This window comes from Streptomyces sp. NPDC001709 (genome assembly GCF_053596375.1).
The window spans coordinates 20,051-34,341 of record NZ_JBSFGB010000029.1; the positions used below are offsets into that span (position 1 = coordinate 20,051).

The 14,291-nt window shown below is 70.7% G+C and carries 11 protein-coding genes; 3 read left to right on the forward strand and 8 right to left on the reverse strand.

What is annotated here, in order from left to right; genetic code table 11:
• Positions 1-124 precede the first annotated feature (124 nt).
• The 7 genes from ACWC0C_RS33730 to eccB form a co-directional block, all read right to left on the reverse strand.
• Positions 125-430, reverse strand: a complete 306-nt coding sequence (locus tag ACWC0C_RS33730; RefSeq protein ID WP_449201225.1) for a WXG100 family type VII secretion target — start codon at positions 428-430, stop codon at positions 125-127.
• Between the two features lie 24 nt (positions 431-454).
• Positions 455-793 (reverse strand): WXG100 family type VII secretion target, encoded by a 339-nt coding sequence (locus ACWC0C_RS33735; protein WP_228623109.1) that lies wholly within the window; start codon positions 791-793, stop codon positions 455-457.
• Positions 794-871: 78 nt separating this feature from the next.
• A complete protein-coding gene (locus tag ACWC0C_RS33740) occupies positions 872-2,026 on the reverse strand; it encodes a S8 family serine peptidase (protein WP_450868004.1) in 1,155 nt (384 codons plus the stop codon).
• Between the two features lie 87 nt (positions 2,027-2,113).
• Entirely contained in the window at positions 2,114-3,808 is a 1,695-nt protein-coding gene (locus tag ACWC0C_RS33745) for a WXG100 family type VII secretion target (protein WP_450867924.1), read from the reverse strand.
• Complete coding sequence (locus ACWC0C_RS33750) at positions 3,808-4,248, reverse strand: hypothetical protein (RefSeq protein WP_449201222.1); 441 nt, start codon at positions 4,246-4,248, stop codon at positions 3,808-3,810. Before ACWC0C_RS33750 ends, ACWC0C_RS33745 begins: the two co-directional genes overlap by 1 nt.
• Positions 4,249-4,390: 142 nt before the next feature.
• Entirely contained in the window at positions 4,391-5,662 is a 1,272-nt protein-coding gene (mycP, locus tag ACWC0C_RS33755) for a type VII secretion-associated serine protease mycosin (protein ID WP_449201221.1), read from the reverse strand.
• Between the two features lie 9 nt (positions 5,663-5,671).
• Positions 5,672-7,204, reverse strand: coding sequence for a type VII secretion protein EccB (eccB, locus tag ACWC0C_RS33760; RefSeq protein ID WP_450867926.1), 1,533 nt, complete (start codon positions 7,202-7,204; stop codon positions 5,672-5,674).
• Between the two features lie 340 nt (positions 7,205-7,544).
• Here eccB and eccE point away from each other — a divergent pair, with 340 nt between their 5' ends.
• The 3 genes from eccE (at position 7,545) to ACWC0C_RS33775 (ending at position 13,213) form a co-directional block, all read left to right on the forward strand.
• Positions 7,545-8,738, forward strand: coding sequence for a type VII secretion protein EccE (gene eccE, locus ACWC0C_RS33765; protein WP_450867927.1), 1,194 nt, complete (start codon positions 7,545-7,547; stop codon positions 8,736-8,738).
• Between the two features lie 23 nt (positions 8,739-8,761).
• Positions 8,762-9,514 carry a hypothetical protein gene (locus tag ACWC0C_RS33770; RefSeq protein WP_449201241.1) on the forward strand — a complete coding sequence of 251 codons (753 nt, stop codon included), beginning with the start codon at positions 8,762-8,764 and terminating at the stop codon, positions 9,512-9,514.
• A gap of 345 nt (positions 9,515-9,859) precedes the next feature.
• The gene (locus tag ACWC0C_RS33775) at positions 9,860-13,213 is read left to right on the forward strand and encodes an SCO5717 family growth-regulating ATPase (protein WP_450867929.1); all 3,354 of its coding nucleotides are present in this window, start codon (positions 9,860-9,862) and stop codon (positions 13,211-13,213) included.
• A 63-nt stretch (positions 13,214-13,276) separates the two neighbouring features.
• Here the strand turns inward: ACWC0C_RS33775 and ACWC0C_RS33780 are convergent, their stop codons facing one another.
• Positions 13,277-14,224, reverse strand: coding sequence for a bifunctional riboflavin kinase/FAD synthetase (locus ACWC0C_RS33780; RefSeq protein WP_449201217.1), 948 nt, complete (start codon positions 14,222-14,224; stop codon positions 13,277-13,279).
• Positions 14,225-14,291: the final 67 nt, after the last annotated feature.

Sequence of the window (14,291 nt, forward strand, 5' to 3'; positions counted from 1 at the left end):
CACGAGATCCTTCTGGCCGCCACCCAACCCCGAAGATCCCGCGCCCCCGCTGGTCGCCAAGGTGCAAAACGGGGGTGGGCGCCTCCCGCGCGTGCCCACCCCCGCTGTCTCTGCTACGCGTGCCTCACTCGAAGTAGCTGGCGCCCTTGAGGTCGCCACCGCGGTAGTCACCGCCGGCTGCGTGCACGCGGTGCGTGATGGAGAGCAGCGCCTGGTGGATGCCAGTGGCGTGCTCGTCCCACTTCTTCGACTTGCGCTGGAAGGCGTCGTACGCCTCACCGCTCCAGCCTTCGGCCACGTCGAGGACGCCCTTCTTCAGAGCGGTCAGGTCGTCCTCGAGCTGCTTGGCCACGTTGCCGAGCTCAGTGGCGAGCGCGTCCAGGGCGCCGTACTTGACGGACAGATCCTGGTAATGCGGTGTGCCGGTCATGTCTTCCTCTTCCCTTGGGGCCCGTCAGTACAGGTTCAGCGCCGAGGTGCCCGCGCCGGCGTCCACCTCGATCTTGGAGATCGTCGAGTGGAGTTCGTCCTCGAGCTTGGTCTTGTCGCTCTTGTTGAGGCGGACGCCCTCGAGGAAGTCCTCGAGCATGCGCCCGATGGCGGCCATGTGCTGGTTGATCTCGTGCTGCTTGCCCTTGAACGCGTTGGCACCGTGGCCCGTCCAGTTGGCCTCGATCATGTCGATCGTGCCCTGGAGCCTGCCGAGCTGCTTCTTGACGGACTCGTACCGGTCGATGACGTTCGTCTGGAGCTTTTGTGCGTGATCGTCTTGAAACTTGCGGCCATCAGCCATTTCGGCACTCCCCTTCGTGAGAGCTGTACTTCGTCTTGACTGGGCGTCACCGGGTGGTGGCGCCTTTTCTGTGAGCCGTCAGGCGCGTCGTCGTGACCGGATGACGGCGAAGGCTGCGCCGCCGATCACCACGAGCGCGGCGACCGCGCCGACGGCCACCCAGGGCAGGGCACCGCCGGACGACTTCGAGGTTGCTCCGGTCGCCGAAGTCTGGCCGCCCGAGGAGGACTTGGCGGGCGGCGAGGAGGCGGAGGGCGAAGCCCCGTTGTTGCCGACCGAGTTCTCCTTGGCGAGCGGATCGACGTTCGCAGGGCCCGGGTTGTAGTTCGGGTTCTCCAGCACCATGCGGGGGCGGAGGAGGCCGTAGCCGAGGTAGTTGCTGGGCGTGTCCTTGGGCCAGTCCCGGCCGGCGGTGTCGATCAGCGAGCGGAGCACCTGATCGGCGGTCCAGTTGGGGTGGGCGGACCAGATCAGGGCGGCGGAGGCGGAGGCTACGGCGGAGGCCATACTGGTTCCGTTCCCGTGGACGCAGTAAGAATGGAAGGTCGCGTCACACCATGCGGGCACGTCGACACCGGGGGCGGCGAGATCGACGTAGCGCCCGTGGGTCGAGAACTTGCCCACCGTACCGGTCTTGTCGGAGGCAGAGACGCCGACGACATAGGGATACGACACCGGGTATCCGGCGTTGTTCTTCGTTTTGGCGTCGTTCCCTTCCGCAGCGAACATCAACTTGCCCTTGGAAGCCGCGTACTTGATAGCTGCCTCTTCGTCGTCATAGCTGATGTCGTCCCCGAAGGACATGTTGATGATCTTCGCGTCACTGTCGGCGATGGCCTTGATCACCGCTCCCACACGAGGAGCCTTGTTCTCCTCAGATAGCGAGAGCCCGCGAAGGGCGACACGATAGGGCACGACTTTGGCGCCTGGGGCCAGGCCTTTCAGTCCTCCGCCGGCACCCGTACCGGCGATGATTTCGGCCATCGTGGTGCCGTGGCCATTGAAGTCCTTCGTGGCCCCGTAGGCGGCGGATTTCGGTACTTCGGCGGCCAGCACCTGCCCCCTGAGGGACGGGGTCGACGGATTGACGCCCGTGTCAACGACCGCGACCTTGACGCCCTTACCCGTGCTCACCTTCCACATTTCGGCGGCCTTCATGGCCGACAGGTACCACTGCTGTGACTGGACGTCGGCGGCCGCCGCGCCGGGGGCCAGGCCCACCGGCAGAGCCATCAGTGCGCCGAGTGCTGCGCATACGGCGGTCACTCGTCTCGTGCTCGCTGACAACATGCCTCTCGTACGTCCTCGCTTCATCTGTCTTTACTCGGTCTCCGGCGCCTGCTGCCGGCGCGACGGCTTCCTGCCGCCGTCCCGTGCGGAGCCTCGCTTGACCGCGGAGGCGCGGTTGGGGACGTTCTCACCGGAGGCGCGAACGCGGCTACTCGCCGTCGATGCCTTGCCGTCGGACGTCCCGACCACACCGCCAGTAGGCATGACAGGCTTGCGCGACGCCTGTCCGTCGCCGCTTTCCTGCTCGGGCATCCTGATCACCCCACGCTGCCCGGGCCGCTCAATGACGCGCGGGTTGCGGGAAGCAGTCTCGCCGCCGACGACCGTGCCACGCGGCACCTTGGAGCCGTTCACGGCCTGTGCAGGCGGCGTGGTCGGCCTCCCGCCGACGACACCGCTGGTGCGCGCTGCTCCGGTCTGACCCGTACCGCCCATGCGCTCGGGGGGCACGCCGATGGTCCTCGGCGTTCCGCCGACGACACTACGGCCGACCGGGGCCTGACCCACGGGCGCCCTGCCCACGGGCGCCTCTCCCAAGGGCGCTTGGCCCACGGGCGTCTTGCCGACCGGTGACACAGGACCACGCGCTCCCGCCTGGCCCGCGGGCTCTTCCACGGGGCCGACAGGGCCGCGTCCTGTGCCGCCACCGCCCCGGGATGAACCACCAGCAGGAGGAGCCATACGCGGTGGCGCCACGACCGGGCCTCGGGACCCGCCCACTCCGCCGCGCCCCATGGGCAAGCCCACGGTCGGGGGCATGGGGACGGTGGGGACGGGAGGAATCGGTCCGCCGCCGACTCCGCTGGGCGCCGGTGCAGTCGGCGGTGTGACAGGGGTCGTCGGCCTCGTGGTGTCCGGCGGCAGCGTGTTGACGCTGTCGATGTCCGTACCCACGGGCTGAGAGGGACCGGGGTGCCGATCCTGAACCGCGACGACGTCGTGCAGCTTCTTCCCGGAGTCGGGAGTCTCTGCCGTGTCAGGCCCGGCCGGTGCGGAGAAAGAGTGATGGCTCGTCGTTCCGGCAACGCCAACTGCTCCCTGAGCGTGTGAGACAGGCACCTGACCTCCACTGTCCCGCTGCCCGCCGGCGGCCTGCGGCACCCCCATCTCCGGCATCTTCCCGAACGTAGGCGCCTGCCCGTCCCGCAACGACTCCCCGGTCACCGTGTAGTACGACGCCAACCGGTTCATCTGGTTGATCGCCTCTTGGCGGTGCCCCTCGACCGTCAGGGCCGCCTGGTAGTCCTTGTTGCCGGCGACCTGGGTAACCATCGGGAAGTCATCGACGCTCTTGGGCATGAGCCGTGTGTCGCGGGGCGGCATGGACTTGCGTACGGAGGCGAGTCCGGTGCTGGCCGCGGTGACGTGCGAGCCTGCGTTCTCCACGTAGACCGCGAGGGTGTAGGCGTTGGTGACGAGGCCGGAGGCCCACTTGTGGAACGCGTTGGCCGCCTCGCCGTGCCAGTCGATCCGGCCTATGTGAGCACTCAGTTCGTCGGCGGCGGCATTGATCGCGTCCCGGGCGTCCCAGAGGGCCTTGCCCGCGTCCTCCAGGTGCTCCGGGTTCGCGGACTCCACCATGTCGATCATGTCGTTGAGCTGGTGCTTCTCGAAATTGGTACGCCCGTGGTGGGGGACGCACTGTGAGTCCGCGTCGTGGATCTCCGTCTGGGCCAGCTCGCGTTCCAGTTGGTAGCGATCCGGCTGAACGTGGTGGTCGCCCATCAGTACCTCGTCTTGGCCTGCTTCTGGTCGGTGCGCTTCTGCTGGGTGCTCGTCTGCGCCTCGGCGTCCTGCTCGTCGATCTGTTCGTTGACCTGGGTCCGGATCTCGTGGAAGCGACGCCGCAGATCGTCCTCGAGCTTGTCGTAGCCGATGTCCGCGCCGTGCACGGCGATCTGCATCGCCTCGATCTGCAGCTTCAGCGTCTGGGAGAGCGACCTGATGCGCTCGTGGACGGTGTGGTACTGGCTGTGGAGATCAGTGGCCTCGGCGAACTCGCCCTTGCCGCAGAACGAGGCGGGGGAGAGCGTGTGCATCGCCACCTTCTTGGGATCGCCCGGCGAACGCTCGAACGTGTCGAGAAGGTTGTCCACCCGAGTTTTGAAGGCCTTCAGCGCCTCCAGACCGCGCCTCAGATCGCTTCCGCCCCCGTCAGGCAGCACGTCGCGTCTCCCCCGTTCCTGTCCCCTGCCCGTGGCAAGTGCGCTCCTCGAGCATTCGTTTTCGCAATGCAGTCACTCTAGTCAACGGATCTGACACCCCCAACTGGCTTGTGTGACAACTCTGCTACTGCCAATGGGTTCTTCACGCATCATTCACGGCTGCGGTCTCGCCCAGCCCACCGCTCCCCGCCTTCCTGCGCGCGTCGCGGATCGCCACCGCCGCCCCGCCGAGGGCGGCCACCAGTACGGCCGCGCCCACGCAGACATACGTCGCCAGGCGGGCGTTGCGTTCGTCCGCCGTTTCACCGAGTTCCAGTCGGGCCGGGGTCGGAGCCTCGGCCCGGCTGAGGCCCTCGTGCGGCTCGGGCCGCTCGATGGGACGGTCGTCCTCCGTCAGGGCCCGGACGGGGTCGACGACGCCCCAGCCGACCAGGCGGTCGTGGCCGGCGACCGAGCGTTCTGCCGTCTGTTCGATCTGGGCCACGACCTCGCGGGGTGTCCAGTCGGGGTGCTTGGCCTTGATGAGGGCGGCCACGCCGGCCACGTACGGCGCGGAGAAGCTCGTGCCGTTGTCGGAACAGTGGCCGCCCTTGGGGACCGTCGAGATCATGTCGACGCCCGGGGCGGCAACGCCCACGAAATCGCCGGACTGGGAGAAGGGCGCGCGCTCGTTGTTGCGGTCCGACGCGGCGACCGCCAGGACACCGGGGTAGGAAGCGGGGTAGGTGAGCTTGACGTTGCCGTCGAGGCCGTCGTTACCCGCCGAGGCGACCACGACGATCTTGTGGTCCAGCGCCTCGTTGATCGCGTTGTGCAGGTCGTCGCCCGGTGCCACGGCGTTCGCGGTGTCCTGGGAGATGTTGATGACCTGCGCCTTGACCTGGATCGCGTGCTGGATCGCCCGGGCGAGGGACTTGGACGTGCCGTGGCCCTCGGCGTCGTTCTGCTTGATCGGGACGATGGTGGCCTCGGGGGCGAGGCCGACGAAGCCGGTGCTCTTCATGGGCCGGGCGGCGATGATGCCGGCCACGCGCGTGCCGTGGCCCACCGTGTCGGTCGTGGGCTTGGACTTGGCGCCGTCGACCGGCTTGCCCTTGCCGTCCTTGGGGGGCAGGAGGTTCGTGCCCAGGGACCCGTCAACCGCCTGGCGGAGCTGCGGGTTGGCCGTGTCGACACCCGTGTCGATGACGGCCACCCTCACCCCCTTGCCCTTGGACTGGCTCCACAGTTCGTCGAGGTTGACGCGCTGAAGGGCCCAGGGTGTGCCGGGGTACTTCTTGTTCGGGAAGGTGCACTGGTCGCTGAAGGAGTCGGCAGCGGCGGGCGGCGCGAGAGCGACGGTGGCGGTGCACAGCGCGGCGACCGCGGTCGCCGCGGTACGGAGCAGACGCGAGGACGACGGAGCGTACGACACCCGGCCCTCCTACGAACCCTGCGGCTGGCTGGCCGCCGTGGTCGACAGGCGCGGTCCCGTCGGCAGGAACAGGGACCAGGCCGCCGGTACGGGAGCGGGGTCCACATCGGAGTATCCGAGGCGGATCTGGGCGAGTTGGGCCTCCTGCCGCAGCTCCTTGCGTTGCTTCGCCGTCATGCCGAACTCGGTGCCGTCCGTGTCGCTGTCTGCGTTGGACTGCATCGCGTAGCGCAGGCCGGTGTCGGTGACGAGGAACAGCCCGCCGACCTTGGTGTTCGTGCCCTGGTACTGGCGGTAGAGCTGGCCCGAGCCGGGGGTCACGTACGCACTCGACGACCCGGTGGGGAGCGCGGCGGGGAAGTCCGTGCCCGCCCAGGTGCTCAGCGTGGTCCGCGTGCCGTCGTCCTTGTCGACGTCGCGCAGGACGTTGCAGATGGTGTTGCGGCTGCCCCCTGAGAGGCCCGGGTCGTTGACGACCTCAGGGGTGAGGCTCGGCCACTTGTGGTCGGCCGCGAAGGCGGTCGCGTCGGGCTCGAAGGCACCCGCGCTGACGTCGAGTGCCTTTCCGGCCTGGCCGAGACGGACCAGGTCCTTGCTGTTGAGGAGCAGCTTCGCGGTGAAGTCCGAGACGGGCAGGACCTTTCCCTGTTCGACGACGTAGTACTGCTCGTGGTCGCCGTTGGGGGCCCGGAGAACCATGCCCACCCGGTTCGCCTTGTCCGGCAGGCCGCCCTGGACGCCGCCGGGCGCGCCCACGCTTCCCTCGACCTTCGGGAACCCGATCGGATCACCCGTGTGAAGGGTTTCGAGCCACTCCCGCGACACCCGCTCGGGCTGCCGGCCCGCGCCGACGAGGGTACGCAGCAGCAACTCGTCGTTCTTGTCGACCTCGTACGCGGTGCCTTGGGCGTCCACGATGTAGCGCTTCCCCTTCGGGTCGGCCACGTACAGGAGCTCGCCGCCGCTGAGCTTCTCGTGGCGCCCCTCGGTCTTGCTCATGTCGCGGGAGGTGAGGACGAAGGCCGCCTTCTGGATGGCTGTGCCACTCCCGCTCGGGCGCTCGCAGACGGCCCAGCGCTTCTTGGCACTCGCCTCCTCGCTGGAGGGCAGGCGGTCGGGGGCGTACGGGATGCCGATGGTCACGCCGTGCGGGATCTTGCCGTTGTCCAGGATCGACTCGTCGACGGTGACGACTTCGCCCTTGCCGTCCGCGAGGAGGAGTTTCGCCGACGCCATGTTGAGCACCGGGTGCAGCTCGGTCTTGCCGTTCGTGGTGAGGACGACGTACCGGGTGGTGGACTTGCTGGCGATGATCACCTTTTCGCCTGGAGTGTCCCAGCCTTGTGGCGCGGTCGGCCGGAACATGCCCCAGGCGCCGAACGCGGCCATGACGACCACTCCGACGATGGTGCTGGGCAGGATCGCCCGCAAGGGCTTGGGAGCTCCTTCCTCCGAGCCGTCCGAGGATGGCTGGACGAACGCCGCGAGCATGCGCTGCTTCGCAAAGGTGTAGGCGTTGAGTTGATCCCGCCGAGATGCCATCTGCCCTGTTTCTCCCCGTGTGCCGCCCGGATGACGGCCGGAGACCACTGTCTCCGTTCCTCCGTTGTCGGACCGAGCCCCTACTATGCCTGGTGTCTGATCGGCCCCGTGGAACGGGTAGGGTACCCGGGCTCTCAAAGGCCGTGCTCGGGGGCGGAATTCCAACGAAGTGTGAGGAAAACGGGGGGATGAATTGAGGGCTTCGGGGACGCGGTCCCGTACTCGCGGACAGGAGCGGACACCCAGCCCTGCGGCGGCCGGTCCGGAACCGGCGGGACAGCTGCCGACGCCGCCCCGGGAAGGGCAGGTCCCGGACACGGGACGCTCGGCTGTCCGTCCGATGCAGTCCGGTTCATTCCGCCTGCAACGGCTTGTACTGCCGGAACTCGCCGTGGCGGCGGTCGTCGTCGGCTGGGTCATCGGCCCCGTGGCCCTGGTGCCCGCATCGGTCGTCGCGCTGTTGCTGATCGTGTTGGCGTTCGTCCGGCGCCGGGGGCGGTCGTTGCCCGAATGGCTCGCCACGGCACGCGCGTTGAAGGCGCGCCAGCGGCGGGCCGCGAGTACGTCGATACCGCCGGGCACCGAGCCGGCGCTGGTGCCCGCACTTGAGTGCGAGCCCAGTCTGCGCACGTACTCCTACGCGCCGCGCGACCGGAGCCCCGTCGGCATAGTCGGGGACGGCACCTTCGTCACCGCCGTGCTCCAGGTGGAGGCCGACGCGACCGCGCTGCGGGCCGAGCGGAGTCGGCAGCCGCTGCCGGTCGCTCTGGTGCGGGACGCGCTGGAAGTGGACGGGATCCGGCTGGAATCGGCCCAGATCGTGCTGCACACCCAGCCGGCGCCCGCGCTGCACCTGCCCCAGCAGTCCGTCGCGGTGTCCAACTACCTTCCGCTGCAGGAGCAGACGGGCGCACCGGCGGTGCGCATCACCTGGATCGCCCTGAAGCTCGACCCCGAGGTGTGCGCGGAGGCCGTGGCCGCGCGCGGGGGCGGGCTGCTCGGGGCGCAGAAGTGTGTCGTACGGGCGGCGGACCACCTCGCGAGCCGGCTGACGGGCGCCGGGTTCCGGGCGCGCGTGCTCGACGAGGAGGAGCTGGTCGCCGCGCTCGCCACCTCGGCCTGCGCCAACCCGCTGGTCACCGCCGAGGCGGGGCGCAGCGAGACCCGGGAGCGGCGCACGGAGGAGTCCGGGCGCAGCTGGCGCTGCGACAACCGGCGGCACACGACGTACTGGGTCAGGCGCTGGCCCCAACTGGGTGGCGGCCGGGGCAAGTCGCTGCCGCACTTCGTCGCCCGGGTCACCGCGATACCGGCCCTCGCGACCACGTTCAGCCTCACACTTACACACGGCGAGCGGCAGGAAGTGACCCTGTCCGCGCATCTGCGGGTGACCGGGCGCAGCGACGACGAACTCGTGTCGGCGCGGCGCGCGCTGGAGAGCGCCGCCCGGCAGGCAGGGGCCGGCCTGACCCGCCTCGACCGGGAACAACTGCCCGGCATGCTGGCCACACTGCCCCTCGGAGGTGCGCGGTGACGACGATTCCGACGGTGTCCTCGATGCCGGGCACGGACGCACCGGCGGCGTCCGGTCCGCGCCGGGCGGTCGAGCTGCTGCGGCACGGGCTGGGTCTGATCGGGCCCCGGCACGGGCGACACGGACTGCCCGAGCAGCAACTGGACGCGCTCGCCCTGCCCATCGGGGACGACGGCGTGGTGGCCGGTGTCGACGCCGAGGGCCAGCCGGCGGTGCTGGGCATCAACCGGCCGACTCCGTACGACGTCGTGCTGATCGGCGGTCTGTGGACGGCGCAGGTGCTGGCGCTGCGCTCGGCGGCCACGGGCGCCCGTGTCGCGGTGGAAACCGGCCGGCCGCAGGCCTGGATACAGATGGTGCATGCCATGGGCGGCGGGCAGAACGGACTGTCCGTGTTCGAGGTCGGCCGAGTGCCTCCGCAGGGTGCCTCAGCCGGTACGCCGGTGCTGGTGGTGCGGGACTGCGGTATGCGGCCGCCCCGGGGGCGCGTGGTGTCCGGGCCCTGGCAGTCGGTGCTGACCCTGTTGCCGTATCTCAGTCCCGTCGCACCCCGGCTGCTGCGTCAGGCGCGGCTCGCCGGTATCCAGCGGGTCTCGCCGGACGAGGCCGCCGAACTGGGGCGCACCATGGGACTGACACGTACCGAGGTGGAGTCGCTGCCGACGCTGCCCGACGGGGTCACCCTGTGGTGCACGGACCGTGACCGGCAGTACGTGATGACCCAACCCACCGACGCCGAGATCGGATTGTTGGGCACACCTCGCCGGATGGACTGAACTGCCCTTCCTGTCCGTTTTGTTCACGGTGTCCGCGTTCCCGTTCGCCCGTTGTCCGCCCATTCCTCCCCAATCCATCCGGCAAGCAACGCGGCAAACAGGGCCGTTCAGGGTGTGCGGTGACCCGGTGGATGTGCGCCCGGAGGCGGACGGGCCTGCCGGGGGACGGCCCGTGGTGATTAGGCTGGGAGCGGGCGCGATGGCACGACCCGTGACCGGGCGATCGGTGTCCCAGGGGGAGGACCGTCGGCTCGGACTGCCCCGAATGACTACGGACGACTCGGAACGACACGACATGGTCGCCCCGGCACGGCATGAGGGTGTTCGACCACACCAGGAGGAACTGTGAACAGCGATCGGGACGGGATCCGCGGGGGCTGGGACACACCCGACGACGACCAGACCGACGCGGAGTCCGCCATCGAGATGACGGGCGAGTTCACCATCGACTACGCGCCGCCCGCCTGGTACACGCAGAACGCACAGAACGCGCAGGGCCCGTCCGGTGCGCCTTCGTCGGCTCCGGCGCCTCCGCCGCCCCCGCCGGCACACGGCGCGCCCTACGCCCCGCCCCCGCCCGCCCAGGGCGCCCCTTACGCCCCGCCGTCGCCCGCCCAGGGCGCTCCAGGCGCTCCATACGCCCCGCCTTCGCCGGACCAGGGCGCCCCGTACACCGCACCCACGCCGCCCGCGCCGCCCGTCGGGAATCCCGTCCCGATGCCGCAGTTGCCGAACGGCTTCGAGCTGCAGCAGCCGCAGCCTGCCCCGCAGGCACAGCCGGAGGCCGTAGCTCCCGCCGCCCCCGCCCCTGCCCCCGCCGTCGAGCCGGAGACCGACAACGGGGACCTGGAGAGCGGCGCCACCATGCGCTTCTCCGCCGTGGCGTTGAAGCGCGAGATGGCCGAGATCGCCGAGCGCGCGGCCGCGGCGGCGCAGCAGATCGGGTCCGGCGACGAGGGCTCCGCGGAGGCTTCGAGTACGGCCACGGCCGACGGGGAGGCCACCGGCTCCGCGGGTGCCGAGGGCGACACGTCCGAGGAGTCCGCGCCGCAGGGTTCCACCGAGGTCGCCGAGGAAAGGACGGCCGAGGAGACCGGAGACGAAGTCGCCGCGCAGGACGGTCCCGGCCGCGAGGCCGACGCCGCTCAGGCGCCCGAGGCCGCTGGGGCCGACGGGGATGAGGGCCAGAGCGAGGACGAGCGCGAGCACGAGCACGAGGACGAGAGCGAGGGCGAGCACACGGCCCTGGCAGGCGGTGACGCCGGTGCTGAGGCCGGGGACACCGCCGGTGCTCTGGAGGGTTCCGCCGACGACACCACGTCCGCCGCCGTGGAGCCCAAGGACGCCGTGGAACCCAAGGACGCCGTGGAGCCCATGGACGCCGTGGCGCAAGACGCCGTGGCCACGGATGCGACCGCCCAGAACGGCATCGCCCAGGACGGCACGCCTCAGCCGGGCACGCCGGAGAACGGCACGCAGCCGGACGGCACCGCGCAGACCGGCGCGCCCCAGGCTCCCGTACCGCCCGCGCCGCAGGACGCCCAGCCCGCCTGGACGCCGCCGCCCGCGCCGCAGAGCGGGGTGCCCCCGCTGCCGCCCTCGTACCAGCCCGCGGCGCCCGCTCCGGCGGCCCAGTGGCCCGGGCAGCCGCCCGCGCCCCAGCAGCCCGGTCCGATGCCGGGTCAGCCGCAGCCGGGTCAGCCGCAGCCGACGGCCGCGCAGGGGCCCGGTGGCGTGCCCGGCCAGCAGCCGCCGTTCCAGCCGCAGGCCCCGCAGCCCGCGCCCGCCGCCTGGAACCAGCCGAACCAGACCAACCAGCCCGGCGTGCCCAGCGCACCGCAGCCGGGCCAGCCGAACACGGCCGGACAGCCTCCGGCGCCGACGGCCGGCCCGGGACCGCAGCCGAACCCGGCGGGACCCGCGGCGGCGGGCGGTCATGGCTTCCCGCAGCCACCGGCACCTCAGCCGAACCCCAACGCCCAGGCTCAGGCGCAGGTCCCGCCCGGCGGTTACGGCTTCCCGCAACCGCCCGCACCCCAGCCGAACCCCAACATCCAGCCCCAGCCCGGCGGTTACGGATTCCCCCAGCCGCCCGCGCCGCAGCCCAACCCCAACGGTCCCACCCCGCCCGCCCCCACCGGATACGGCTTCCCGCAACCGCCCGCACCCCAGCCGAACCCCAACGCCCAGCCCCAACCCGGCGGTTACGGCTTCCCACAGGGGCCGGACGGCGCGCCCGCGCCCGAGAACCCGCAGGCACCACAGGCCCCGCACGCCCCGGTCGATCCGCGGTCCGGTGCCGCCTGGCCGCAGCCCATCCAGCACGACCAGCGGCAGCCGACCAACCCCGGTGCCGCGCCGCTCGGTTACACCGCCGCCGTGGAGTTGTCCGCGGACCGGCTGCTCAACAACAAGAAGCAGAAGGCGAAGAGCGGGCGGCCCACCGCGGCATCAAGCCGCTTCAAGATCGGCGGTAAGAAGGAGGAGGCCGAGCGGCAGCGCAAGCTGGAGCTGATCCGCACGCCGGTGCTGTCCTGCTACCGGATCGCGGTCATCAGCCTCAAGGGTGGCGTGGGGAAGACCACTACCACCACCGCGCTCGGCTCCACCCTCGCCACGGAGCGGCAGGACAAGATCCTCGCGATCGACGCGAACCCGGACGCCGGCACGCTCGGGCGGCGCGTGCGCCGGGAGACGGGTGCCACCATCCGCGACCTCGTCCAGGCGATCCCGTACCTGAACTCGTACATGGACATCCGGCGGTTCACCTCACAGGCGCCCTCCGGTCTGGAGATCATCGCCAACGACGTGGACCCGGCCGTCTCGACCACGTTCAACGACGAGGACTACCGGCGCGCGATCGACGTCCTCGGCCGGCAGTACCCGGTCATCCTGACCGACTCCGGTACGGGCCTGCTGTACAGCGCCATGCGCGGCGTGCTGGACCTCGCCGACCAGCTGATCATCATCTCCACGCCGTCCGTGGACGGTGCGAGCAGCGCCAGTACGACGCTGGACTGGCTGTCCGCGCACGGGTACGCCGACCTGGTCTCCCGGTCCCTCACCGTGATCTCGGGGGTCCGCGAGACCGGCAAGATGATCAAGGTCGAGGACATCGTGGCGCACTTCGAGACGCGCACCCGCGGGGTCGTGGTCGTGCCCTTCGACGAGCATCTGGCCGCCGGTGCCGAGGTCGACCTCGACATGATGCGGCCCAAGACGCGCGAGGCGTACTTCAACCTCGCCGCGCTGATCGCCGAGGACTTCGTACGGCACCAGCAGTCGCACGGGCTGTGGACCAGCGACGGCAACCCGCCGCCGGTGGCCGCCCCGCCGATGCCGGGCCAGCCGATGCCGGGCCAGCCGATGCCCGGACAACCGATGCCTGGTCAGCCCATGCCCGGTCAGCCCATGCCCGGACAGCAGCCGATGCCGGGTCAGCCCTATCCGCCGCAGGTCCCGAACCAGCCCTACCCGCCCCAGCAGAACCAGCCGTACGCACAGGCCCCGCAGGCCCCGCAGGCCCCACAGGCCCCCGCCCCCGGCCAGGAGCTGTACACCGGGCCGCCGCAGCCCCCGGCACACCTTGCGCAGCCGCAGCCGCAGCCGCAATCGCAACCGCAGCCCGGCCAGCCGTACGGCTACCCCCAGCCCCCGCAGGGGCAGCAGCCGCCGCAGGCCCCGCCGCCGCAGCAGTGACCAAAAGGGCGGCCGGTGCTCATCGCACCGGCCGCCCTTTCGTGTCGTAGAACCGCCGAAGGCCTACCCCTCCGCCGCCACGATCTCCCGGCACCGCTTCACATCCACGGCCATCTGCTCCAGCAGGGCCTCCAGCGAGTCGAACTTCGCCTGGCCGCGCACGTAGGCGAGGAAGTCGACGCCGACGTGCAGGCCGTACAGGTCGAGGCCGACGCGGTCGATGGCGTACGCCTCCACCGTGCGCTCGGTACCGTCGAACTGCGGGTTCGTGCCCACGGAGATCGCGGCCGGCATGGCCTCGCCCTCGACGTGCAGATAGCCGGCGTAGACACCGTCGGCGGGGATGGCGGTGTGCGGGAGCGTCTCGACGTTGGCCGTCGGGAAGCCCAGTTCGCGGCCGCGCTGGGCGCCGCGGACGACCACGCCCTCCACGCGGTGCGGGCGGCCCAGGATCTCGCGGGCGCCCTCGACGTCGCCCTCGGCGACCAGGTGGCGGGTCAGCGTCGAGGAGAACGGCCGGCCGCCGCCCGCCTCGCCGGTGACGTACAGGTCGACGACCTCGACCTCGAAGTCGTAGACCTTGCCCTGCTCGGCGAGGAACTCGACGTTGCCGGCGGCCTTGTGGCCGAAGCGGAAGTTCGGGCCCTCCACGACCGCCTTCGCGTGCAGCTTGTCCACCAGGACCTTCACCACGAAATCGGCGGGCGAGAGCTTCGAGAACTCTTTGGTGAAGGGAAGGATGAGGACCGCGTCCACGCCCAGGTCCGCCATCAGCTCGGCGCGGCGGTGGTGCGGGGCGAGCAGCGGCGGGTGGCTGCCGGGGCGGACGACCTCGCTGGGGTGCGGGTCGAAGGTGACCACGACGGCCGGGACGCCCAGCTCGCGCGCGCGGTCGACGGCGTGCTTGATGATCAGCTGGTGGCCGCGGTGGACGCCGTCGTAGGAACCGATGGTGACGACGCTGCGCCCCCAGTCCTGGGGGATGTCCTCCAAGCCACGCCAGCGTTGCACTGTGACCGCTCCTCGAACCCGTGTCCATATCGACGCTTAAGACTTGTGCAGGTCTAAGGGTGCCATG

Excerpts from the sequence above, each read along its gene's own strand:
- eccE (WP_450867927.1), top strand. The coding sequence starts at position 7,545 with ATGCAGTCCGGTTCATTCCGCCTGCAACGGCTTGTACTGCCGGAACTC.
- eccB (WP_450867926.1), bottom strand. The coding sequence starts at position 7,204 with ATGGCATCTCGGCGGGATCAACTCAACGCCTACACCTTTGCGAAGCAG.
- ACWC0C_RS33735 (WP_228623109.1), bottom strand. The coding sequence starts at position 793 with ATGGCTGATGGCCGCAAGTTTCAAGACGATCACGCACAAAAGCTCCAG.
- ACWC0C_RS33745 (WP_450867924.1), bottom strand. The coding sequence starts at position 3,808 with ATGGGCGACCACCACGTTCAGCCGGATCGCTACCAACTGGAACGCGAG.
- ACWC0C_RS33740 (WP_450868004.1), bottom strand. The coding sequence starts at position 2,026 with ATGGCTCTGCCGGTGGGCCTGGCCCCCGGCGCGGCGGCCGCCGACGTC.
- ACWC0C_RS33730 (WP_449201225.1), bottom strand. The coding sequence starts at position 430 with ATGACCGGCACACCGCATTACCAGGATCTGTCCGTCAAGTACGGCGCC.
- ACWC0C_RS33770 (WP_449201241.1), top strand. The coding sequence starts at position 8,762 with ATGCCGGGCACGGACGCACCGGCGGCGTCCGGTCCGCGCCGGGCGGTC.